The following is a 16,514-nucleotide window of genomic DNA, read 5'->3' on the forward strand; positions in this document are numbered from 1 at the left end:
GGCTAAAGCCGCACGTTCGTTTTTCCTCCCCCGGCTAAAGCACGGGGGTTTCCAAACGTATCGGAGGTTATCATGACTTTCTTCCCGAACGAACCCATTGTGCGCTGGAAGCAGGAACATCTACCCGTGCAGGATCTCGAAGGACTCTGGACATTGAACTGGAAAATCGGCAATCGACAATTACTGCATCGGTTTTACACGCGGATTGACCAAATTTTCCTGATTTGGGCAGGGGTAACGACAGTTATTTTCGCCACAGCACAATTTTTCCCCATCAGTTGGACAATTCAAGCGATTTGTTGGACAGCACTCACTGCATTGGGCACGGCATGCATGGCTGGTTTAACCTGGTTTTGGGTAAGGGTAGAAAAACTGCGCTGGTTGGTGTACTGGTGGGCGATATTGATGATAGGGGGAGCGGTTTTAACGGATTTAAGTATTTTTTTGGGGTGGGGACAAATTTTGATGCGCCTGTGTCCTCTGTGGTTGGGATTAACCGCTTTAGGCTACATTGGCACTGGATTGGGAATGCGATCGCGCAGCTTTATCCTCGCCGGCATCTTTCATTTACTCGGCATTATTATTTTGCCATTCTTTCCCACCTGGCAATTTTTGATTACGGGGACGATTGTCGGAATTGCCTTGTTATTATTAGCCGAACTGCAATGGGATATGCGTGAAACGATTGACTATGACGTTTTAACTCCGGAACAAGTAGAATTTAACTTCCAACAACGGCGACTGTGCGAACTCGAGGATCGGCAAAAGGTGTAACGCAACCCAATACAAATCTAAATATTTTTGAAATTGACATGCAGGGGGTTTCCTTTGCATGTCAATATTTTATCTGCCAGCGGGAGGGGCGTGAAAGCGCCCTAGAAACAGGTCAAAACCCCTTTTCTGCGTCAAGATGCGATCGCATTTGGTGGTGAGTTCCGCCCGAGGGTTCTCTGGGTTTTTACGGATGTTTTTTGACGGTAAATTTGCTATAATATCATGCCCAACGCTGCAAAATTGGGCGAAACCTATTCCCCAAATCGTTCCAGTGAAAAAACCAGGAAGCCGGAGAATTGTTCCCCGGAACGCTGGTGGCAAAGGGAGGGGAGGGGAAAGATAAAAAAAATGCGATCGCCATGTTAGCGGCAGAAAAGTTGGGGGTAGAATAACAGTAAGCAAACCGAACCGCAAGCGAGGGAGATTTATTCCCCCGCGCCTGCTAGAAAGCAGCCGGAAAGCCGACTCCAGACCGAGGGTGAAATGAACCGGTCTGGCAACCGAAGAAAAGGGAATGCGAGAGAAAGCGTCTCCGATATCGCAATGCAAGACCGCAGACCAATCGATTGGGGGCAAAAATTCCCCGAAAAGCGAGGGGAAAATTTCCGTAATCCCTGACCGAAACGCCAGTGAAAAAGCGGCGATAAAAAGCTGCCAGAAAGACCCTGGCGGGTGGGGAGAAATTGTCCGGGTTGAGGAGAAAAAAGCGATCGCTTTTTGGGCGAAAAAACCTGTAAAAAGCCCGAAATCGAGACCAAATATGGGCGATCGCACAGACTGGGTTTACCAACCCACGGGAAGAAGCGATCGCCGGAGGTTTTGGCGAGGCGATCGGCACTGTAGAGCGCCCAGGCGAAATTCAGTTCGAGTCGGTTCATTGTAAATTCAGGACAATGGGAGGAAAATCAAGCACCCGAAGGGATTGGCAGAAATTTTGGCCGATATCCGGAAGGCTCAAAGCCAGACCGAAACAGTGAAACGAGAGAAATAGTCACGCCAAACAAACCCCTTGTTATCCTACAGCGGGAGACGATCGCGAGTTAGGGGAAAGAGAGGAGAAATATCCACATTTACCCACATTTTTTACATTTGTTAACTTTATGTAATTTCTTATCGTTTTCCATAGTTTTTCATCCTTTTCGGTACTACCGCCCGCAGAAGAGGGATGCTAGAAAAAGAAGGTTTTCAGCACCAGAAAAACAGCGGCACAGATGGTGAATCTGAGGCCAACCTTCACCGCCGCGCATCAGTAGCGGCAAACCTGCTTATTTTATCCTCGCTCAATACCATAGGGAAACAAACACTCGAGTGTGATGTACTCAACTGACTGGACAATTACCGAAACCGAATTAGACCCCAACCGCACCGCCCACCAGGAAACCGTTTTTACCCTCGGAAACGGTTACTTGGGGACGCGAGGCACCTTTGAAGAAGGATATCCGGGCGGTCAAAATGGCACCTGGATTAACGGCGTTTACGACAAGATACCGATTGCCTTCACCGAACTGGCGAACTGTCCCGATTGGCTAGCGATCGCCATTTCCATTGGAGGAGAATACTTCAGCCTCGATCGCGGCGAAATTCTCCACTACCGACGAGAACTCGACATGCGGCACGGGATTCTCCGTCGCCAGATTCGCTGGCGCACTCCCCAGGGTAAAACCCTCGATTTGCACTTCGAGCGCTTTACCAGCCTTGCACAAGCCCATGTAGGAGCCATCCGAGTCTTCCTCACTCCCCTCGACTTCGAGGACACCATCGAGATTCAAGCCGGCATCAACGGCTATCCCGACAACCACGGCGTCAAGCACTGGAAATTGCTCGACCAGGGATTAGCCCATCTCGAGAAGCAAAACTATATCGATTCGGTAGCCTTACCCTTATTGCCGTCAAAATTCGACGCCGTGTGGTTGCATCTGACCACCATCCACAGCAACATCGAACTGGGGATGGCCACCCAACTGGTGGTCAAACAGGGCAATGGGGAAAAACGGCCCGTAGTGGCGATGAGCATTCCGGGATATCCCACCCTGACCACCAGCGTGGAGGCGCGTCGCGGGGAAACCGTCACCGCGAGCAAATATGTGACCCTGTACACCACCCGGGAAGCTGCCAATCCCGATCGCGCCGCCTTGAACAAACTGGCAAACTTAGACGATTACGAAACCCTGCGCCAAGGGCAGGTTGCCCAATGGGAGAAACTGTGGCAAGATTGCGATATCATCATCGAAGGCGACCCCAAAGCGCAACTGGCGATTCGCTATAACCTGTTTCAATTGCTGCAAGCCTCACCGCGCCACGATGACAGGGTGAGCATTCCCGCCAAGGCCCTGTCCGGGTTTGCCTATCGCGGTCATATCTTTTGGGACACGGAAATTTTTATTTTGCCGTTCCTGTCATACAGCCAACCGGATATCGCCCGCAACGTTCTCACTTACCGCTATTATACGTTGCCCGGGGCGCGACGCAAAGCGGCAGAAAGCGGTTACGAAGGGGCGATGTTTGCCTGGGAAAGTGCCGATACCGGGGATGAAGTGACCCCGCGCTGGGTGCCCGACGCGGAAGGGAAAGAACTAGTGCGAATTTGGTGTGGGGACATCGAACTCCACATTACCAGCGATATCGCCTATGCAGTGTGGCAATACTGGAAAGCCACCGGGGACGAGCAGTGGATGTTGCGCTACGGTGCGGAACTGATGCTGGATACGGCTAAATTTTGGGGCACTCGGGTAGAATGGAATCGCGATCGCGCCTGCTATGAAATCCGCGACACCATCGGGCCGGACGAGTATCACGACCATGTGGATAACAATGCCTTCACCAATTATCTGGTACAGTGGCATTTAGAAACCGCACTTTCTCTGTGGGAGCGCTTGCAAACCGCCCATCCCGAGATTGCTAGCGAACTGGGAACGCGCCTGGACCTCAGCGAAGCGCGACTGGCAAAATGGGCCGATATCGCGGCACGCATCTGGGTACCGTTCGATCCGGAAACCAAACTGATCGAACAAGCCGATCGCTTTTTCCAACTGGAATCTATCGATTTGGCCGACTACGAACCGCGCCAACAATCCATGCAAGCTCTACTAGGTATCGAAGGGGCTTCGCGGCGACAGGTTCTCAAACAAGCGGATGTGCTGATGCTGCTTTATCTGCTCGGCGATCGCTTCGATCGCGAAACCCTGGAGAAAAACTGGGATTACTACAATCCGCGCACGGATCATACCTACGGATCGTCCCTCAGTCCGGCTATTCACGCCATCCTCGCCTGCCATCTCGCTCGTCCGGAAGAAGCCTACGAACACTTGATGCGCGCCGCATTGGTGGATCTCGAAGACGTGCGAGGCAACGCCGGGGAAGGAATTCACGCCGCCTCCACCGGGGCGACTTGGCAAGCGGTGGTGTTCGGATTTGGCGGTTTGCGCTTTGGCGAGTACGGTCCGGGAGTATATCCGCATCTGCCCCCGGGATGGACGCGCCTGATGTTTAAAGTGCGCTACGGCGAGGACTGGTATCGGTTCAATATCACGCCCAAGGGGGTGAACTCGGAGTTGCTCACGCTTAATCCTATGATGTCGCAACACTTGCCTCGGGTGATGCCGACAATTCGCGGGGTTCTGTTTGACTTGGATGGCGTGCTGACCGATACGGCGGAATATCACTATCAGGCGTGGAAGTGTCTCGCCGATGAAGCGGGGATTGCGTTCGATCGCGCCGCAAATGAATCCATGCGGGGACTCTCGCGATCGGATTCTCTGGTGAAGTTACTCGGCGATCGCCAGGTGTCCGAGGCGCAAATGCAGGAGATGATGGATCGCAAGAATCAGTATTATGTGGAGTCCATCGCCCATATTTCCCCGGAGGATTTGTTACCCGGAACCGCCGAGTTTCTCGAGGAGTTGCGAAATGCCGGGATAAAAATCGCGATCGCCTCGGCGAGTCAAAATGCGCGCAGTGTGGTCGAACGGTTGGGCATCGCCTCGCAAGTGGATGCGATCGCCGATGGCTACAGCGTGGTGCGCTCCAAACCCGCCCCGGACCTGTTCTTGCACGCCGCCGAACAGTTGGGAATCGATCCGTCGCAATTGGTGGTGTTTGAAGATGCCGACTCCGGGATCCAAGCGGCGATCGCTGCCGACATGTGGGCCGTCGCCCTCGGACCGCCGGAACGGTTCCAACAGTCTCATCTCAACTTGCCCAGTTTGTCCGGCGTCTCCTGGGCCGATCTGCGCGGACAACTGACAAGGGTGGAGCGATCGCATCCCACCCCCCATCGCCCCCGCAACCTCAATCCTCCGACCCTTCCGTCGGTAACCGTTTAGCCGCCGGCGTCAACTAAGCCATCCGCTGCTCGGGGTTTTTACCCACCCAGGTCAGGAGACACAGCTCTCCTGACCCTCTTGTGGTTCTTCGCCAAATGTAAAGTTTTGTGACAAACAGGAGACAAATAAGTAAAAATACGGTAAAGCTTAACAGCAGTTCGGGGGAGGCGACCCGAAAGCCAATCTGCTGAAAGTCAATCGCAATGCGGATTTACAGCGCCCGGAGAGGGGCAAAAAAATCTGGCAAAAAAAATTTTTCTTTACCCCCTTGACATCAGTGAAAGCACTGAGCTATGATGAATCCAACGGAGCGAAAGGAAAGGGCAGCCAAGCGGTTGCAAGCCGCGCCCAATCTCCCGCCCAGCGGATTCGCGATTCGGAAGTTCAATTCCGAAACCCCCACAGAGGGGAATGGCGAACCCAAAGGCTCAGCTCCAACCTCAAATATACCATTAGGGTGCAACAAAAACATGAAAAAGGTCGAATTTTCTCCAAAATTCTCCCCCAATCAGGGTTCCTCCCCTACCCCCTAGCGGCATAAAAAAGACAGTGCCTCCAGTGCGCTTCATCTCGGAAAGGGGAAAAAAGTTTTCTATTACTTCCGAATGAACGCTTCGTGATAAGAATCCCGGTCAAGTTTGCGTTGTCTGTGATAGGATAAAGAAGAAAGACGTAACAGACCGGTGAAAACACTCCCGAACAGCAAAGGGATAAACCGGAAGTAATACCAGCGTTCATTGTTCACCCTCGGTCTGGGTTAGAGAATCTCTAACCCAGTTTTTTTTTGTCGGTAAAGCGCCACCCCGAGAACATCCCAATGAACTAGCAGAAATTGGATGTGGAATAGCAGATGAGAATCGGCGAAGCGAGGGTTAAACCGAGGGTTCCGCTCTCCGTTCCCCTTTCCCTGCTATAACGGAAGAAGCATATCGGCTATTTTAGTGGTGCATTTTCCATGACTTTGGGACAACGAATGGCTTCTCGAATCGAAAAAAATTCTCTGAAAAAACGGCTAGCCTATTGGTTAGAAACCCACTGGGTGAATCCCGCCTACGCCGGATGGTTGCTGGGAGGATTAACCTTATTTTTCTTTGGCGCTGCAACCAACACAATGGCGGGTTGGTTGTATGTGATTAGCGGCGTCAGTTGCGCCATTTTAGGTTTTGCGGCGATTTTGCCCTGGCGATCGCTGCAGGAATTGACCCTGCATCGGCGACCCCTCGAACCGGTGAGTGCGGGGGAGAATTTAACCGTAGAAATCGAAGTAGAAAATCGGTCTAAGCACAAGAAAACCTTGTTGCAAGTGCGGGATATGATTCCCTTTGTGTGGGGAAAACCCATCCAAGCGGCGATCGAAGAAATCCCGGAGAACAATACGTATCGGTGGGTGTATTCTCTACCCATGCAGCGGCGCGGAATTTATCGTTGGCACGAAGTGCAAGTGAGAAGCGGGACGCCGTTGGGGTTATTTTGGTGTCGCCGATCGCGCCATGCCCCCGCCACGGCAATTGTCTATCCCGAGGTTCTACCTCTCACTACCTGTCCCCTAGTCGATCGCATGGGGGCGGAAGATAGCTTTCTCGTCCACAGCGATCGGCGGTTTAACATGGCCACTGAAGGGATTACCCGCACCGTGAGACCCTACCGGATTGGCGACCCCACCCGGTTGATTCACTGGCGCACCAGCGCCCGCTATGGGGAACTGCGAGTGCGAGAATTGGAAACCGCCACCGGGGGACAGGAGTTAATCGTCGCTCTCGATAGCACCAGCAGTTGGGATTTAGAGCAGTTCGAACAAGCCGCGATCGCCGCTGCCTCCTTGTTCTTTTATGCCGATCGCGCCCAGCTCAACGTGCGACTATGGACTGCAGGCAGCGGCTTGATACATGGCAATCACCAAGTGCTAGAAGCCTTGGCCGCCACCGATGCGGGAGAAGATGCGATCGCGGGAGAACCGCCCTTTTTACCGTTAATTTGGCTCACCCAAAATCCTCACAATCTCGATCGCTTACCCCGGGGCAGTCGCTACGTCTTGTGGCCGCGATCGCAAGCGGAAACGGGCACAATCCTAGCCAACACCAATTTTCCCGGCATCGAAATCCTCCCGGATAAACCCCTGCAGCTACAGTTACAGTCCGCCTTGCCCTAAGTGCTACCCCGGAAGAGGCGCGATCGCGCAAAACTATAAGTGCGACTGCGGGATTTATTTATAGCCCCCCTTTTTAAGGGGGGTTGGGGGGATCCCAAAGCATCTGACGGTGAAAAGGCGATCGCCCCCATAAAATGTTTAAAAAAATCTGTAGTTTGGCAAAAGAGAGTAAGGGATGAAGTAACATAAAACAAGTATTCGCACGGGGGGAACGCCCATGAATCGTGAGGAGTCCCGTTCAGACAACCGTCAATATGTGTTGGTCACTTTTGCTCCGATCCAAGGATTTATCGAAAAATCCCGCAAATTGCGCGACCTATACGGGGCATCTTTGATATTATCTTATCTGAGTCGAGCAATTATCCAAGCGGCGCAAGAGAAAGGGGTAGAAGTGATTTCCCCAGGATTGCCCAAAATTGCCAAAGGAATGCCCAATCGGATTTTGCTGCGCGGCGATTTTCCCGAAGAAACGGCCCGCCATGCGTTGCTGGATGCTTGGGGGAAGGTATTAGAACAATGTCGCCGCAGACTGGAAGAAAAAATTGCCCGGGAGGGGGCGATCGCGGGAAATTCGCTTATACCTGGAAACCCGAATGGGAGAAATGGAAAAAGCACACCTGGAAGGTGTTTTGGGGACAAGGAGAAACGCCAGAAAAAGCCAAACTACAGTTAGAAAACCGCAAACTGTCTCGGCGATGGACAGCGATGAATTGAATGGGGAATAGTTCGAGTCTCAGCGGCGCTGATGCGATCGCCTATCCGCGATTAGAAGCGCCAGATATTAACCCAAAACATGGATTTCCCCCACAGGAAACCGAGGAAATCGAGCGGTTTTACCACATCCTCGCCCAGATATTCGACGGACCGCAATCTCCGGGACAAACCGACAGCGAAAACCCGGAAATCGAAGGGAAATTTATTGCAGAAAACGAACGATTGAGCATTCTCGAATTAGTCAAGCGGTTAGTGACTCACGCTCAATTTGGTCGGCCCATTGGAATTGCGCCTCCGGAACGGTTTAAAGATATCAATCGCAAAAGCGATGCAGGAACCTCCTACTGGTCCGGGTGGTTTATGGGAGATGGAGATAAAATGGGCGATTTGCTGCAAAAATCCCTAGAACTGGGTGGGGATGCAGGAATTCGCGAATTTAGCCGACTCCTGCGCCAGTGGGGAACCGACTTATACGAGTTAATTCCCCGCGACTTGGGGCGGATGATTTATGCTGGCGGCGATGACTTTTTCGGCATTCTTTATCGAGGAGAACCCGAACAAATTTCCGGCCAGCAAGTCCTAGAGCAATTGAAAGAATTGCATGCAATTTGGAAGGGATTACAGCAACAATTATATCCGTTAATTAAAGAAAATGCAACTCTGAGTTTGGGAGTGGTCTGGGTAGGCGGTAGCGTTCCGCAACGAGATGGATTGCAACATTGTCGGGAAACCCAAGACCGGTTTAAAAAACGAGGACGCGATCGCATTACCATTCGAGTGGTTTTCAACAACGGGCAGTTCGTGGAATAAACGACTCCCTGGGACTATTTGCAGATATTAAACGCCTATCAAGACCTAGATGGCGAGTCGAATTGGAGTCACGTGTATCGCGACCTAGCGCAACTCAAATCCCGTCATGCCGTTGGATTGAGTGCCAATGACTTAGACTCTTTCGATGACAATACGATTCTGGATTTTTGCACGGGAGCATTGCAATTTTTCGAGATTTACTTTCCCGGTTGGAAAGAAACCCTGAAGCAGAATCGCCAGCAAATTTTTTCCGCTGCCCAAAGCGATCGCCAAAGAAATTGCGAACTGATTCACTGGATCGATAATTTAATCCAAATCGGTTGGCACCTGCTGTCCTAACCCCTTCCCTAGGAGACCGAATCCATGTTTGAATACCAGATAAAAATTCGCCCGTTAGGGGCAATGTATGGGAGTACCGGCGGCTTTTTGTCCCCAGAAAACCTAGTGGGGCGTTCCGGGGCCAAATTTCCCCCCGATGCCGCCACATTAGCCGGCCTATTTTTTAGCGCTCATTATCGCAATCCCACGGTCAAACAAGAACTGAAAGAACAGTTGTACGTTACTGGTCTATTTTGGGCAGAACAAGGGACACCCAATAAAATTATGGTTCCCATTCCTTGGACAATTGTCATTGGCGAAAAAAGTAGGGATAGATGGGAAATACAGTGGGAAAATGGCGAACTCATTTGGCATCAGCAAACCCCCGAACTCGACCCGGACTATACCTGGCAATCGATTACCAATTGGGATGATATAACCGCCATTTTCAAGAATAGAGAAAGTGGCAAACCGCCCTGGACTTTCGCGCCCTGTTTGCATCCGCAGATGAAAAAAACGAACGCAGCGTCCTGCAAGAAAGCGGCTTATTTTTGGAAAATACCGTGCAAATGCATCCCGAATTTGAGTTAGTTTATCTGTCCACCTATCCCCTGGAATCGGGATGGTATCGGTTTGGGGGCGAGAGTCATTTAGTAGAAATCGAATGTGGGGAATTGAAAGGCAAAATGCGAAACCTGTTAGAACAGCCAATAGAGCGAACATTTGCCTTAATTGTGCCCGGCGTGTGGGGGTCGAATCGATTTTCCTATCGTTCTCCCGATCGCGCCCATTGCGAGGATTTTCCCCACACCCTGCAAATGCTCACTGACAAACCGATTCCCTATCGCTACAGTGCGGGAGGACAATTGGGACGGGGGCGCTATGCAGTACCCGCCGGCAGCGTTTATGTATTAGAAAAACCCCTAAACAAATGTTGGTGGGAATGGCCGAAAACATGGTTTCCGCAAAATGGATTGTTCAAGCATGTGGGCGGCGGTTTGTGCTTGCCGATCGCCGTTCCCGGATTAGAAGAGCGTAACAGCAAAGGAGTGGCATAATGTATCGCAAAGGTTACGGGATTATTGAAACCCTCGCCCCCTTGCATGTAGGGGCAACCGCCGGAGAAGAAACCGGAAATTTGAACCTAATTTTCCGCGACCAATTTACTCAAACCGGGATTATTCCCGGAAGTTCGATTCGCGGTCGATTGCGATCGCAACTGTATTTGTCCGGCGAAGAAACTCGAGCAGAAGACTGGTATGGGCGGCCCGCACAGCGCGATCGCGACATTCAATTCGAGTCGCGGATTAAAATCGAACAAGCGTCTCTCTTGTGGTTGCCCGTCTTTTGTCCCGGACAACCGATTGTCTGGGTTTCTTGTCCGCGATTGCTGCGCCGCTATCAGCGAATTGTCGGCAATTTGCAGCAAAACAATCCCAACAATATTCCCAAACCTTACACCAGTTCTAAAGCACTGAAAGGACGAGAATTAACCACCAAAAAAAGCGCAAAAAAAAGCCGATGGCCAAGAAGTGTTCTTCTTCAACTTTGGGTTTGTCACCGTAAAGAAACCCCAAGAAGACTTATCCCCCTGGTTCCCCCTAGATACCCTGTGAAGCGACGGCGACACCAACAACCTGCCCGCCCTGGTGGTGGAGGATAAAGACATAGGAATGATTCACGATATGGCCCTCTATCGCCAAAGTCGAGTGGCGCTGAAAAAAGAGCAAAAAGTGGTAGACGATCGCGCCTTTTTTAACGTAGAAGCTTTACCCGAAGGAACCCTGCTGGTCTTCCCCTTTGGCATCAAAGACAGCGAAACCAGCGAGGACAAATTAGACTGGAAACCCCTGGATAATGACACCGAAGGGTATATATACCTTGGCGGTTTGGAATCCGTGGGATTCGGTCACTGCTATCTGACGATTAAGGGGCTATAACAATGGCATTATATGATTACAACCTGGATAGAATCGCCCAAAAATTGGTACTGGACTATCGCGATAAACAAGTGCTGAATGAATCCCATAAAATGCGACAAACCGCCGCCTTTGGATTGGAGCGATTTTGGGGCGAACATTTGCGATTGTTAGGCAAAGCTGACACCCGGGATGCGGGAGAATATTGGCGGGATACTTGGGGAGAATTAGTCCGGATTATGGACAAAGCCGGCATCGCGGTGCCCAACGATCGCGTAGACCCCAACAATACCCAACAAGTGCGAGAAATGGCAGAAAAATTCTGGGACGAAGAGCAATTTCCCCGAGACGATCGCCAATATACCCTCGCCGTCCTCATTCAACTGTGCGATCGCCTGGTTTGGTAGACCCAACGTTACAAGAAAAAAGACGACCTGAAGGCAAAGAAACCCCCCCAATGAACCATAAAGAAATTCCCTTAATGTTTCAATAAAAAATTGCCATAAGCTGCCAACTACAGCGCAATCAAGCTGACGAAAACCATCCCGCTTATCAGTGGAAAAATGAATGGACGCAACTCTATCCCAAATCCCCCTTTCAACCCCTACAACCCCCACCTTCAACTAAACCCAATCCCTTCGCCCGTCCGCCGAAACCAGCCACCCTGCCCGCCACCCGCCTCCACTCGCTTTTTGCAATTTCTCGCCCAAGACAGCGACTTTACTCGCATTTGGTAATCAGAGGTAATCAAAATTATGGCAACTTGGATTCTCACCATTGGCGATAGCGACGTCCAACTAACCACAGACCACAATTGGATTGATTTGTACGAACAGGTAGCGGAAAATTCCCCCTTAAAACTCTGCGAAAATTTGAGACCCCCCCGCAAGAAGATGAAACCACCAATCTCTATCCGGTTCCCGCCAGAGCTTTGGGATTAGTCTATCATTCCGAGGTACTCGATAACTATTGGCAAGACTTGGCTTTTCCCTTGCTCGATACCTTCCGCCAAGTCTTTGAAAACGGATTAGCCACCCCCACTCGCATTATCATCTTGCTCACCGACCAAACCCAGATTTTTAACGACGACCAACAAGAAGAGTCAGACTGTCCCTTTTGGCAAGATACCATCACCTTGCAACCCATTTTGCAGCGCTATTTTCAGCAGCATTTTCCCACAAAACCGGAATTTCATACCATTTCTGTTTCCCCCAATCCGAATGAGGAATACCCGGTGGGAATAGATAATTGGGAGGAAATGGTCAAACAGGTGGATGCAGTATTGAAAGAAGCACAGAGCAAGCAAAACCCTCCCCCAAATCAACTCGCCTACGTCAGTCACCAAGCTAGCACGCCGGCTATTTCTTCCGCCGTGCAATTCCTCACTCTCAGTCAGTTTGACCCAGTTTTTGGTCAGCAATCGATTTTATGGCAAAGACTACGAGATTAAATCCACTCCCACCCTCATCGAAAGTTCTCGCTACTGGTGCGGATTGCAACTGCAAAAAGCGCAGCGGTTAATCCTCATCGGTCAACCTGGGGCTGCATTAGAAATGCTCCGCCAATTGCCCGAAATTGACGGGAAAATTATCGAAGAATTGCAACTCCTGGTCAATCAGTTTAATATGAAAGCTAACCCGAAAACTACCGATAGTTATCGCGAATTTAACCCCCCAGAAGTGGCGCAGCGAATTCGCGATGCCCTTGACATTATCGAGATTTTGTTAAAAAATGAAAGCTACGCCCTGGCTATTGCCATTTTGGCTGCAGCCCACGAAACCTTTCTGAAAGCAGCTATTTTGCATTTGGTTTCTCAATTGCCGAAAAAGCTGGATATCCTCAATTATAAAGGGCATTTGATTCAGCTTTCTCTGGGAGAATTGCTGGTTTGGGACAATCGCGGATTGTGTCTGCGATCGCGCACAGACTTGCAGAAAATTATGCAGCAAAAACAGCCGGGGGTGCAGGTTTCTGATTTTTCTACCTTTATTGATGCAGACCGAGAGTTATCGGATTTAATCCGGTTTGTTGAGCCATCAACGAATGACCGCAACTGGTCAAATTATCTGGGTCGCCAAAAATCCTGGACTTTGGCCAATATTCAGTCCCGCTATTTTGCTCCAAACAATGAGCAATTGATAAAATGGTTGTGGAATTTTGACCAATTGCAGGGGTTTTCTCTTTGGAAATTGATGGATTGGATGGGGATTTACAAACGCGATCGCGAACAAGACAAGCGCAATCAACTGATGCACAACCGGCGAGGCGTTAGCAAAGCTGATGTTAACTCCTATTTACAAGGAAATCCAAAACAAGAGGAGTTGCAACCGGGAGATGATATCATGCAGCAGCGGCTTTTCCTTCATACCCGCGCGCATCCATCGATTCGGCCAAAGATAACTTATCCATGCAGTCGGCCAACAGTGCGATCGCAATTAAAGCTTCATCGGTATGACGCCGCCGATTCAGCTTCAATAACAATGCCCGAGAATTGTGCAATTTTGCCGCCACGATCGCTTCAGCATTGCAGCAGTCAAAGACCACCATATGACTCACCCGATTAGCGGAAACTTTTACTCGCACTTCGCAAGTGTATAACCCCTGAAACTGCTGATTTTTTCACTTTTAAATACGACCCTCGATTGGTAATATATCACCTCGTCATCAAATCGTTCCACAAATGTTCTGGATGAGCAACGGGAAAGGAAGGGGGATTGAGACTAGACCCCCGGGTAAGACGGCGAGAAGGCACGCCAGAAGGAGAAAAGCCCCCGGAATAACGCAGTTGCATCGGTGGCAGCACATATACTTTTTCTCGCACGAACCGATCGCCGCGAAAAGGGGTGAGTTTAAACGATGCCTCACATCGAACCCCTGCTGGGTCTGCCTCCAGGGGTGGCAATGGCAAAATCATCGCCGTAGCGCACCAGATGCAGTCCCGCCGCCAAACAGCGACGGTCAACTTTAGTGAGATACAAATTCGCCAAGACCCCAGACAGAAACGCCCCTTGCAACCCTCCTTGGCCGAAATTTCGGTACGGTCCGCGAATCACAATTCCGGCGGTCAGTTGCCCGAGGAGTAATTCCCGCCAAACCCGAGGCACAACTGCTCCATTTGGGTCAGCAACAGCGCCCAGCGCAGGTTATCGAAGAATAATGCGATACTCCCAGCAATAGCCAACCGGGGTGACGCAGCGGCCCGGGAACTTGACCAAAACACCACCCTTTCGTATGCTAAAAACACTTTCCCCATGAGAAAATTCGATAAAAGAGAACCGAAATGAAAGTCAAAGCCGCAGTGGCCCACGCGCCCAAACAACCGCTCACCATCGAAATGGTGGACATCGAGCCTCCCAAAGCGGGAGAAGTGCTGGTAGAAATCAAAGCCACCAGCGTTTGTCATACCGATGCCTATACCCTATCCGGCGCGGATCCGGAAGGGCGATTTCCCACCATTTTAGGCCATGAGGGAGCGGGGGTGGTAGCAGAAGTCGGACCGGATGTCAAGAGCCTAAAAGTGGGCGATCGCGTCATACCCCTTTACGTCCCCGAATGTCGCCAGTGCAAATTCTGCTTATCCGGAAAAACCAACCTCTGTCAAGCCATCCGCGACACCCAAGGGCGCGGCGTCATGCCCGATGGCACCAGTCGCTTTTCCGTCGGCGGCACCAAACTGTATCACTACATGGGCACTTCCACCTTTGCCAATTATACCGTATTGCCCGAAATTGCCCTGGCCAAAATTCGCGACGACGCCCCCTTTGATAAAGTATGCCTAATCGGATGTGGCGTCACCACCGGTATCGGTGCCGTCATCAACACCGCCAAAGTCCAAGTCGGCGATAATGTAGTAGTATTCGGACTCGGTGGCGTGGGTTTAAATGTGATTCAAGGTGCCCGAATGGCAGGGGCGAATAAAATAATCGGCGTAGACATCAATCCCGACAAAAAAGCGAGGGGCGAAAAACTGGGCATGACCCATTTTGTCAACCCCAAAGAAATCGAAGGCGAATTAGTTCCCTATCTCGTCAACCTCACCGACGGCGGGGCAGATTTTTCCTTTGAATGCATCGGCAATATCAACCTAATGCGCCAAGCTTTAGAATGCTGTCATAAAGGATGGGGGACTTCCGTGATTATTGGCGTCGCCGGTGCGGGAGAAGAAATCTCCACCCGCCCCTTCCAACTGGTTACCGGACGCAATTGGAAAGGCAGTGCTTTCGGCGGCGCAAAAGGACGCACCGATGTGCCGAAAATTGTAGACTGGTACATGGAAGGAAAAATAATCCTCGATGATTTTATCACCGAAGTAATGCCGATTGAAGACATTAACAAAGCCTTCGATTTAATGCACGAAGGTAAATCGATTCGTAGCGTATTAACCTTTTAATTAAGGGTGCAAAATAAGCATGCACATTTATTGGGGGGGGGAGGCGGAGCCTCGGGCGGGACGTTCCCAGGCTGGAGCCTGGAAACGAGTTCAGGGGGGAACGAGTTCAAAATCGATTTGTAGCGTATTAACCTTTTAAACGTTCCCCCGCAATCTCCTTCCAGCATCGGCTGGGAACGCCCCCGAGGCTTTGCCTCAAACCCAAGCAAAAAAGCCAATTGTCCTTCTCAAGACAACCCACTCAAATGAGCCTAAAAAAACTCAGTCAATCCACCTGTTTTGGCGGAGAAGTAGCGTACTACAGCCATCCCTCGGAATCCTGCCAAAGCGAAATGAAATTTTCCGTATTTCTGCCCCCGCAGGTGAGAGAGAAACCCGTTCCCATTCTGTATTTTCTCTCTGGTTTAACCTGCAGCGAAGAAAACTTTATGGTGAAAGCAGGGGCGCAGAAATATGCCGCCGAAGCGGGAATCATGCTGGTGGTTCCCGATACCAGTCCCCGCAATACTGGCATTCCCGAAGAAAACAAAGATTGGGATTTGGGAACCGGAGCGGGATTTTATCTCGATGCGACTCAATCCCCCTGGAACCAACACTATCGCATGGGAAGTTATGTGGTAGAAGAATTGCCCGCTCTGATTGCTGATAATTTTCCCGTAGAAGCGAACAAACAAGGAATTTGCGGTCATTCAATGGGGGGACATGGGGCGCTGATTTGTGCCTTGAAAAATCCGCAAAAATACCGTTCCGTTTCTGCATTTGCCCCGATCGCCGCCCCGATGCAGTGTCCTTGGGGCAAAAAAGCGTTTTCCAACTATCTGGGAAGCGATCGCCACGCCTGGCGCAACTACGACGCCAGCGAACTGATTCGCACCCATCAATTTCCCGGAATCATTCTCATCGATCAAGGAACCGCCGATACCTTTCTAACCCAAGGACAACTGCTTCCCGAGGTCTTCCAGCGCGCCTGTGTGGAAGTGGGACAACCCCTGAACCTGCGGATGCAAGCAGGTTACGACCACAGTTACTATTTTATCTCCACCTTCATCGAAGCACATATCCGCCACCATGCTGCAGCCCTAGGGTAAAAAATGCGGTACAATGCAACTGTAAGCGAC

General features: G+C 50.8%; 20 protein-coding genes. 16 read left to right on the forward strand and 4 right to left on the reverse strand.

Annotation, left to right across the window (positions count from 1 at the left end):
- Nucleotides 1-72: 72 nt before the first annotated feature.
- The gene (locus LKK83_RS09710; RefSeq protein ID WP_324630885.1) at nucleotides 73-774 is read left to right on the forward strand and encodes a hypothetical protein; all 702 of its coding nucleotides are present in this window, start codon (nucleotides 73-75) and stop codon (nucleotides 772-774) included.
- 425 nt (nucleotides 775-1,199) lie between these two features.
- Here LKK83_RS09710 and LKK83_RS09715 read toward each other — a convergent pair whose 3' ends face one another.
- Nucleotides 1,200-1,652 (reverse strand): hypothetical protein, encoded by a 453-nt coding sequence (locus LKK83_RS09715; protein ID WP_324630887.1) that lies wholly within the window; start codon nucleotides 1,650-1,652, stop codon nucleotides 1,200-1,202.
- Nucleotides 1,653-1,939: 287 nt separating this feature from the next.
- Between LKK83_RS09715 and LKK83_RS09720 the strand changes: the two genes are divergently transcribed.
- The 13 genes from LKK83_RS09720 to LKK83_RS09780 all read left to right on the forward strand — a co-directional run bounded on the left by LKK83_RS09720 (nucleotide 1,940) and on the right by LKK83_RS09780 (nucleotide 12,456).
- Nucleotides 1,940-2,101, forward strand: a complete 162-nt coding sequence (locus LKK83_RS09720; protein WP_324630888.1) for a hypothetical protein — start codon at nucleotides 1,940-1,942, stop codon at nucleotides 2,099-2,101.
- On the forward strand, nucleotides 2,088-5,096 hold the full coding sequence (gene pgmB / locus LKK83_RS09725; RefSeq protein WP_324630889.1) for a beta-phosphoglucomutase: 3,009 nt from the start codon (nucleotides 2,088-2,090) through the stop codon (nucleotides 5,094-5,096). Before LKK83_RS09720 ends, pgmB begins: the two co-directional genes overlap by 14 nt.
- A 955-nt stretch (nucleotides 5,097-6,051) precedes the next feature.
- A complete protein-coding gene (locus tag LKK83_RS09730; protein WP_324630890.1) occupies nucleotides 6,052-7,245 on the forward strand; it encodes a DUF58 domain-containing protein in 1,194 nt (397 codons plus the stop codon).
- A 217-nt stretch (nucleotides 7,246-7,462) separates the two neighbouring features.
- Nucleotides 7,463-7,918, forward strand: a complete 456-nt coding sequence (locus LKK83_RS09735; protein WP_324630891.1) for a type III-B CRISPR-associated protein Cas10/Cmr2 — start codon at nucleotides 7,463-7,465, stop codon at nucleotides 7,916-7,918.
- 41 nt (nucleotides 7,919-7,959) lie between these two features.
- Nucleotides 7,960-8,769 (forward strand): Cas10/Cmr2 second palm domain-containing protein, encoded by an 810-nt coding sequence (locus LKK83_RS09740; protein WP_324630893.1) that lies wholly within the window; start codon nucleotides 7,960-7,962, stop codon nucleotides 8,767-8,769.
- Between the two features lie 18 nt (nucleotides 8,770-8,787).
- A complete protein-coding gene (locus LKK83_RS09745; RefSeq protein WP_324630894.1) occupies nucleotides 8,788-9,108 on the forward strand; it encodes a hypothetical protein in 321 nt (106 codons plus the stop codon).
- Between the two features lie 24 nt (nucleotides 9,109-9,132).
- Complete coding sequence (locus LKK83_RS09750; RefSeq protein WP_324630895.1) at nucleotides 9,133-9,678, forward strand: hypothetical protein; 546 nt, start codon at nucleotides 9,133-9,135, stop codon at nucleotides 9,676-9,678.
- On the forward strand, nucleotides 9,657-10,145 hold the full coding sequence (locus LKK83_RS09755) for a hypothetical protein (RefSeq protein WP_324630896.1): 489 nt from the start codon (nucleotides 9,657-9,659) through the stop codon (nucleotides 10,143-10,145). Before LKK83_RS09750 ends, LKK83_RS09755 begins: the two co-directional genes overlap by 22 nt.
- Nucleotides 10,145-10,750, forward strand: a complete 606-nt coding sequence (locus LKK83_RS09760; RefSeq protein ID WP_324630897.1) for an RAMP superfamily CRISPR-associated protein — start codon at nucleotides 10,145-10,147, stop codon at nucleotides 10,748-10,750. Before LKK83_RS09755 ends, LKK83_RS09760 begins: the two co-directional genes overlap by 1 nt.
- 10 nt (nucleotides 10,751-10,760) lie before the next feature.
- Entirely contained in the window at nucleotides 10,761-11,027 is a 267-nt protein-coding gene (locus LKK83_RS09765; RefSeq protein ID WP_324630898.1) for an RAMP superfamily CRISPR-associated protein, read from the forward strand.
- Between the two features lie 2 nt (nucleotides 11,028-11,029).
- Nucleotides 11,030-11,413, forward strand: a complete 384-nt coding sequence (locus tag LKK83_RS09770) for a hypothetical protein (RefSeq protein ID WP_324630899.1) — start codon at nucleotides 11,030-11,032, stop codon at nucleotides 11,411-11,413.
- Between the two features lie 348 nt (nucleotides 11,414-11,761).
- Nucleotides 11,762-11,947, forward strand: a complete 186-nt coding sequence (locus LKK83_RS09775; protein WP_324630900.1) for a hypothetical protein — start codon at nucleotides 11,762-11,764, stop codon at nucleotides 11,945-11,947.
- Nucleotides 11,938-12,456, forward strand: coding sequence for a hypothetical protein (locus LKK83_RS09780; protein ID WP_324630901.1), 519 nt, complete (start codon nucleotides 11,938-11,940; stop codon nucleotides 12,454-12,456). The genes LKK83_RS09775 and LKK83_RS09780 overlap by 10 nt, the downstream gene beginning before the upstream one ends.
- A gap of 890 nt (nucleotides 12,457-13,346) precedes the next feature.
- On the opposite strand, the gene LKK83_RS09785 is transcribed toward LKK83_RS09780, so the two are convergent.
- The 3 genes from LKK83_RS09785 to LKK83_RS09795 all read right to left on the reverse strand — a co-directional run bounded on the left by LKK83_RS09785 (nucleotide 13,347) and on the right by LKK83_RS09795 (nucleotide 14,110).
- Complete coding sequence (locus tag LKK83_RS09785; RefSeq protein ID WP_324630913.1) at nucleotides 13,347-13,553, reverse strand: CRISPR-associated endonuclease Cas1; 207 nt, start codon at nucleotides 13,551-13,553, stop codon at nucleotides 13,347-13,349.
- A gap of 106 nt (nucleotides 13,554-13,659) precedes the next feature.
- Complete coding sequence (locus LKK83_RS09790) at nucleotides 13,660-13,908, reverse strand: hypothetical protein (protein ID WP_324630902.1); 249 nt, start codon at nucleotides 13,906-13,908, stop codon at nucleotides 13,660-13,662.
- Nucleotides 13,868-14,110: a hypothetical protein gene (locus tag LKK83_RS09795; protein ID WP_324630903.1), complete on the reverse strand. Its 243-nt coding sequence runs from the start codon at nucleotides 14,108-14,110 to the stop codon at nucleotides 13,868-13,870. Before LKK83_RS09795 ends, LKK83_RS09790 begins: the two co-directional genes overlap by 41 nt.
- 176 nt (nucleotides 14,111-14,286) lie before the next feature.
- Between LKK83_RS09795 and LKK83_RS09800 the strand changes: the two genes are divergently transcribed.
- Both LKK83_RS09800 and fghA read left to right on the forward strand, forming a co-directional pair.
- Complete coding sequence (locus LKK83_RS09800) at nucleotides 14,287-15,396, forward strand: S-(hydroxymethyl)glutathione dehydrogenase/class III alcohol dehydrogenase (RefSeq protein ID WP_324630904.1); 1,110 nt, start codon at nucleotides 14,287-14,289, stop codon at nucleotides 15,394-15,396.
- 245 nt (nucleotides 15,397-15,641) lie between these two features.
- The gene (fghA, locus tag LKK83_RS09805) at nucleotides 15,642-16,484 is read left to right on the forward strand and encodes an S-formylglutathione hydrolase (RefSeq protein WP_324630905.1); all 843 of its coding nucleotides are present in this window, start codon (nucleotides 15,642-15,644) and stop codon (nucleotides 16,482-16,484) included.
- Nucleotides 16,485-16,514 lie beyond the last annotated feature (30 nt).

Origin of the sequence: Phormidium sp. CCY1219 (assembly GCF_035615515.1) — a bacterium.
In the GTDB taxonomy this organism is placed as follows: domain Bacteria; phylum Cyanobacteriota; class Cyanobacteriia; order Cyanobacteriales; family Laspinemataceae; genus CCY1219.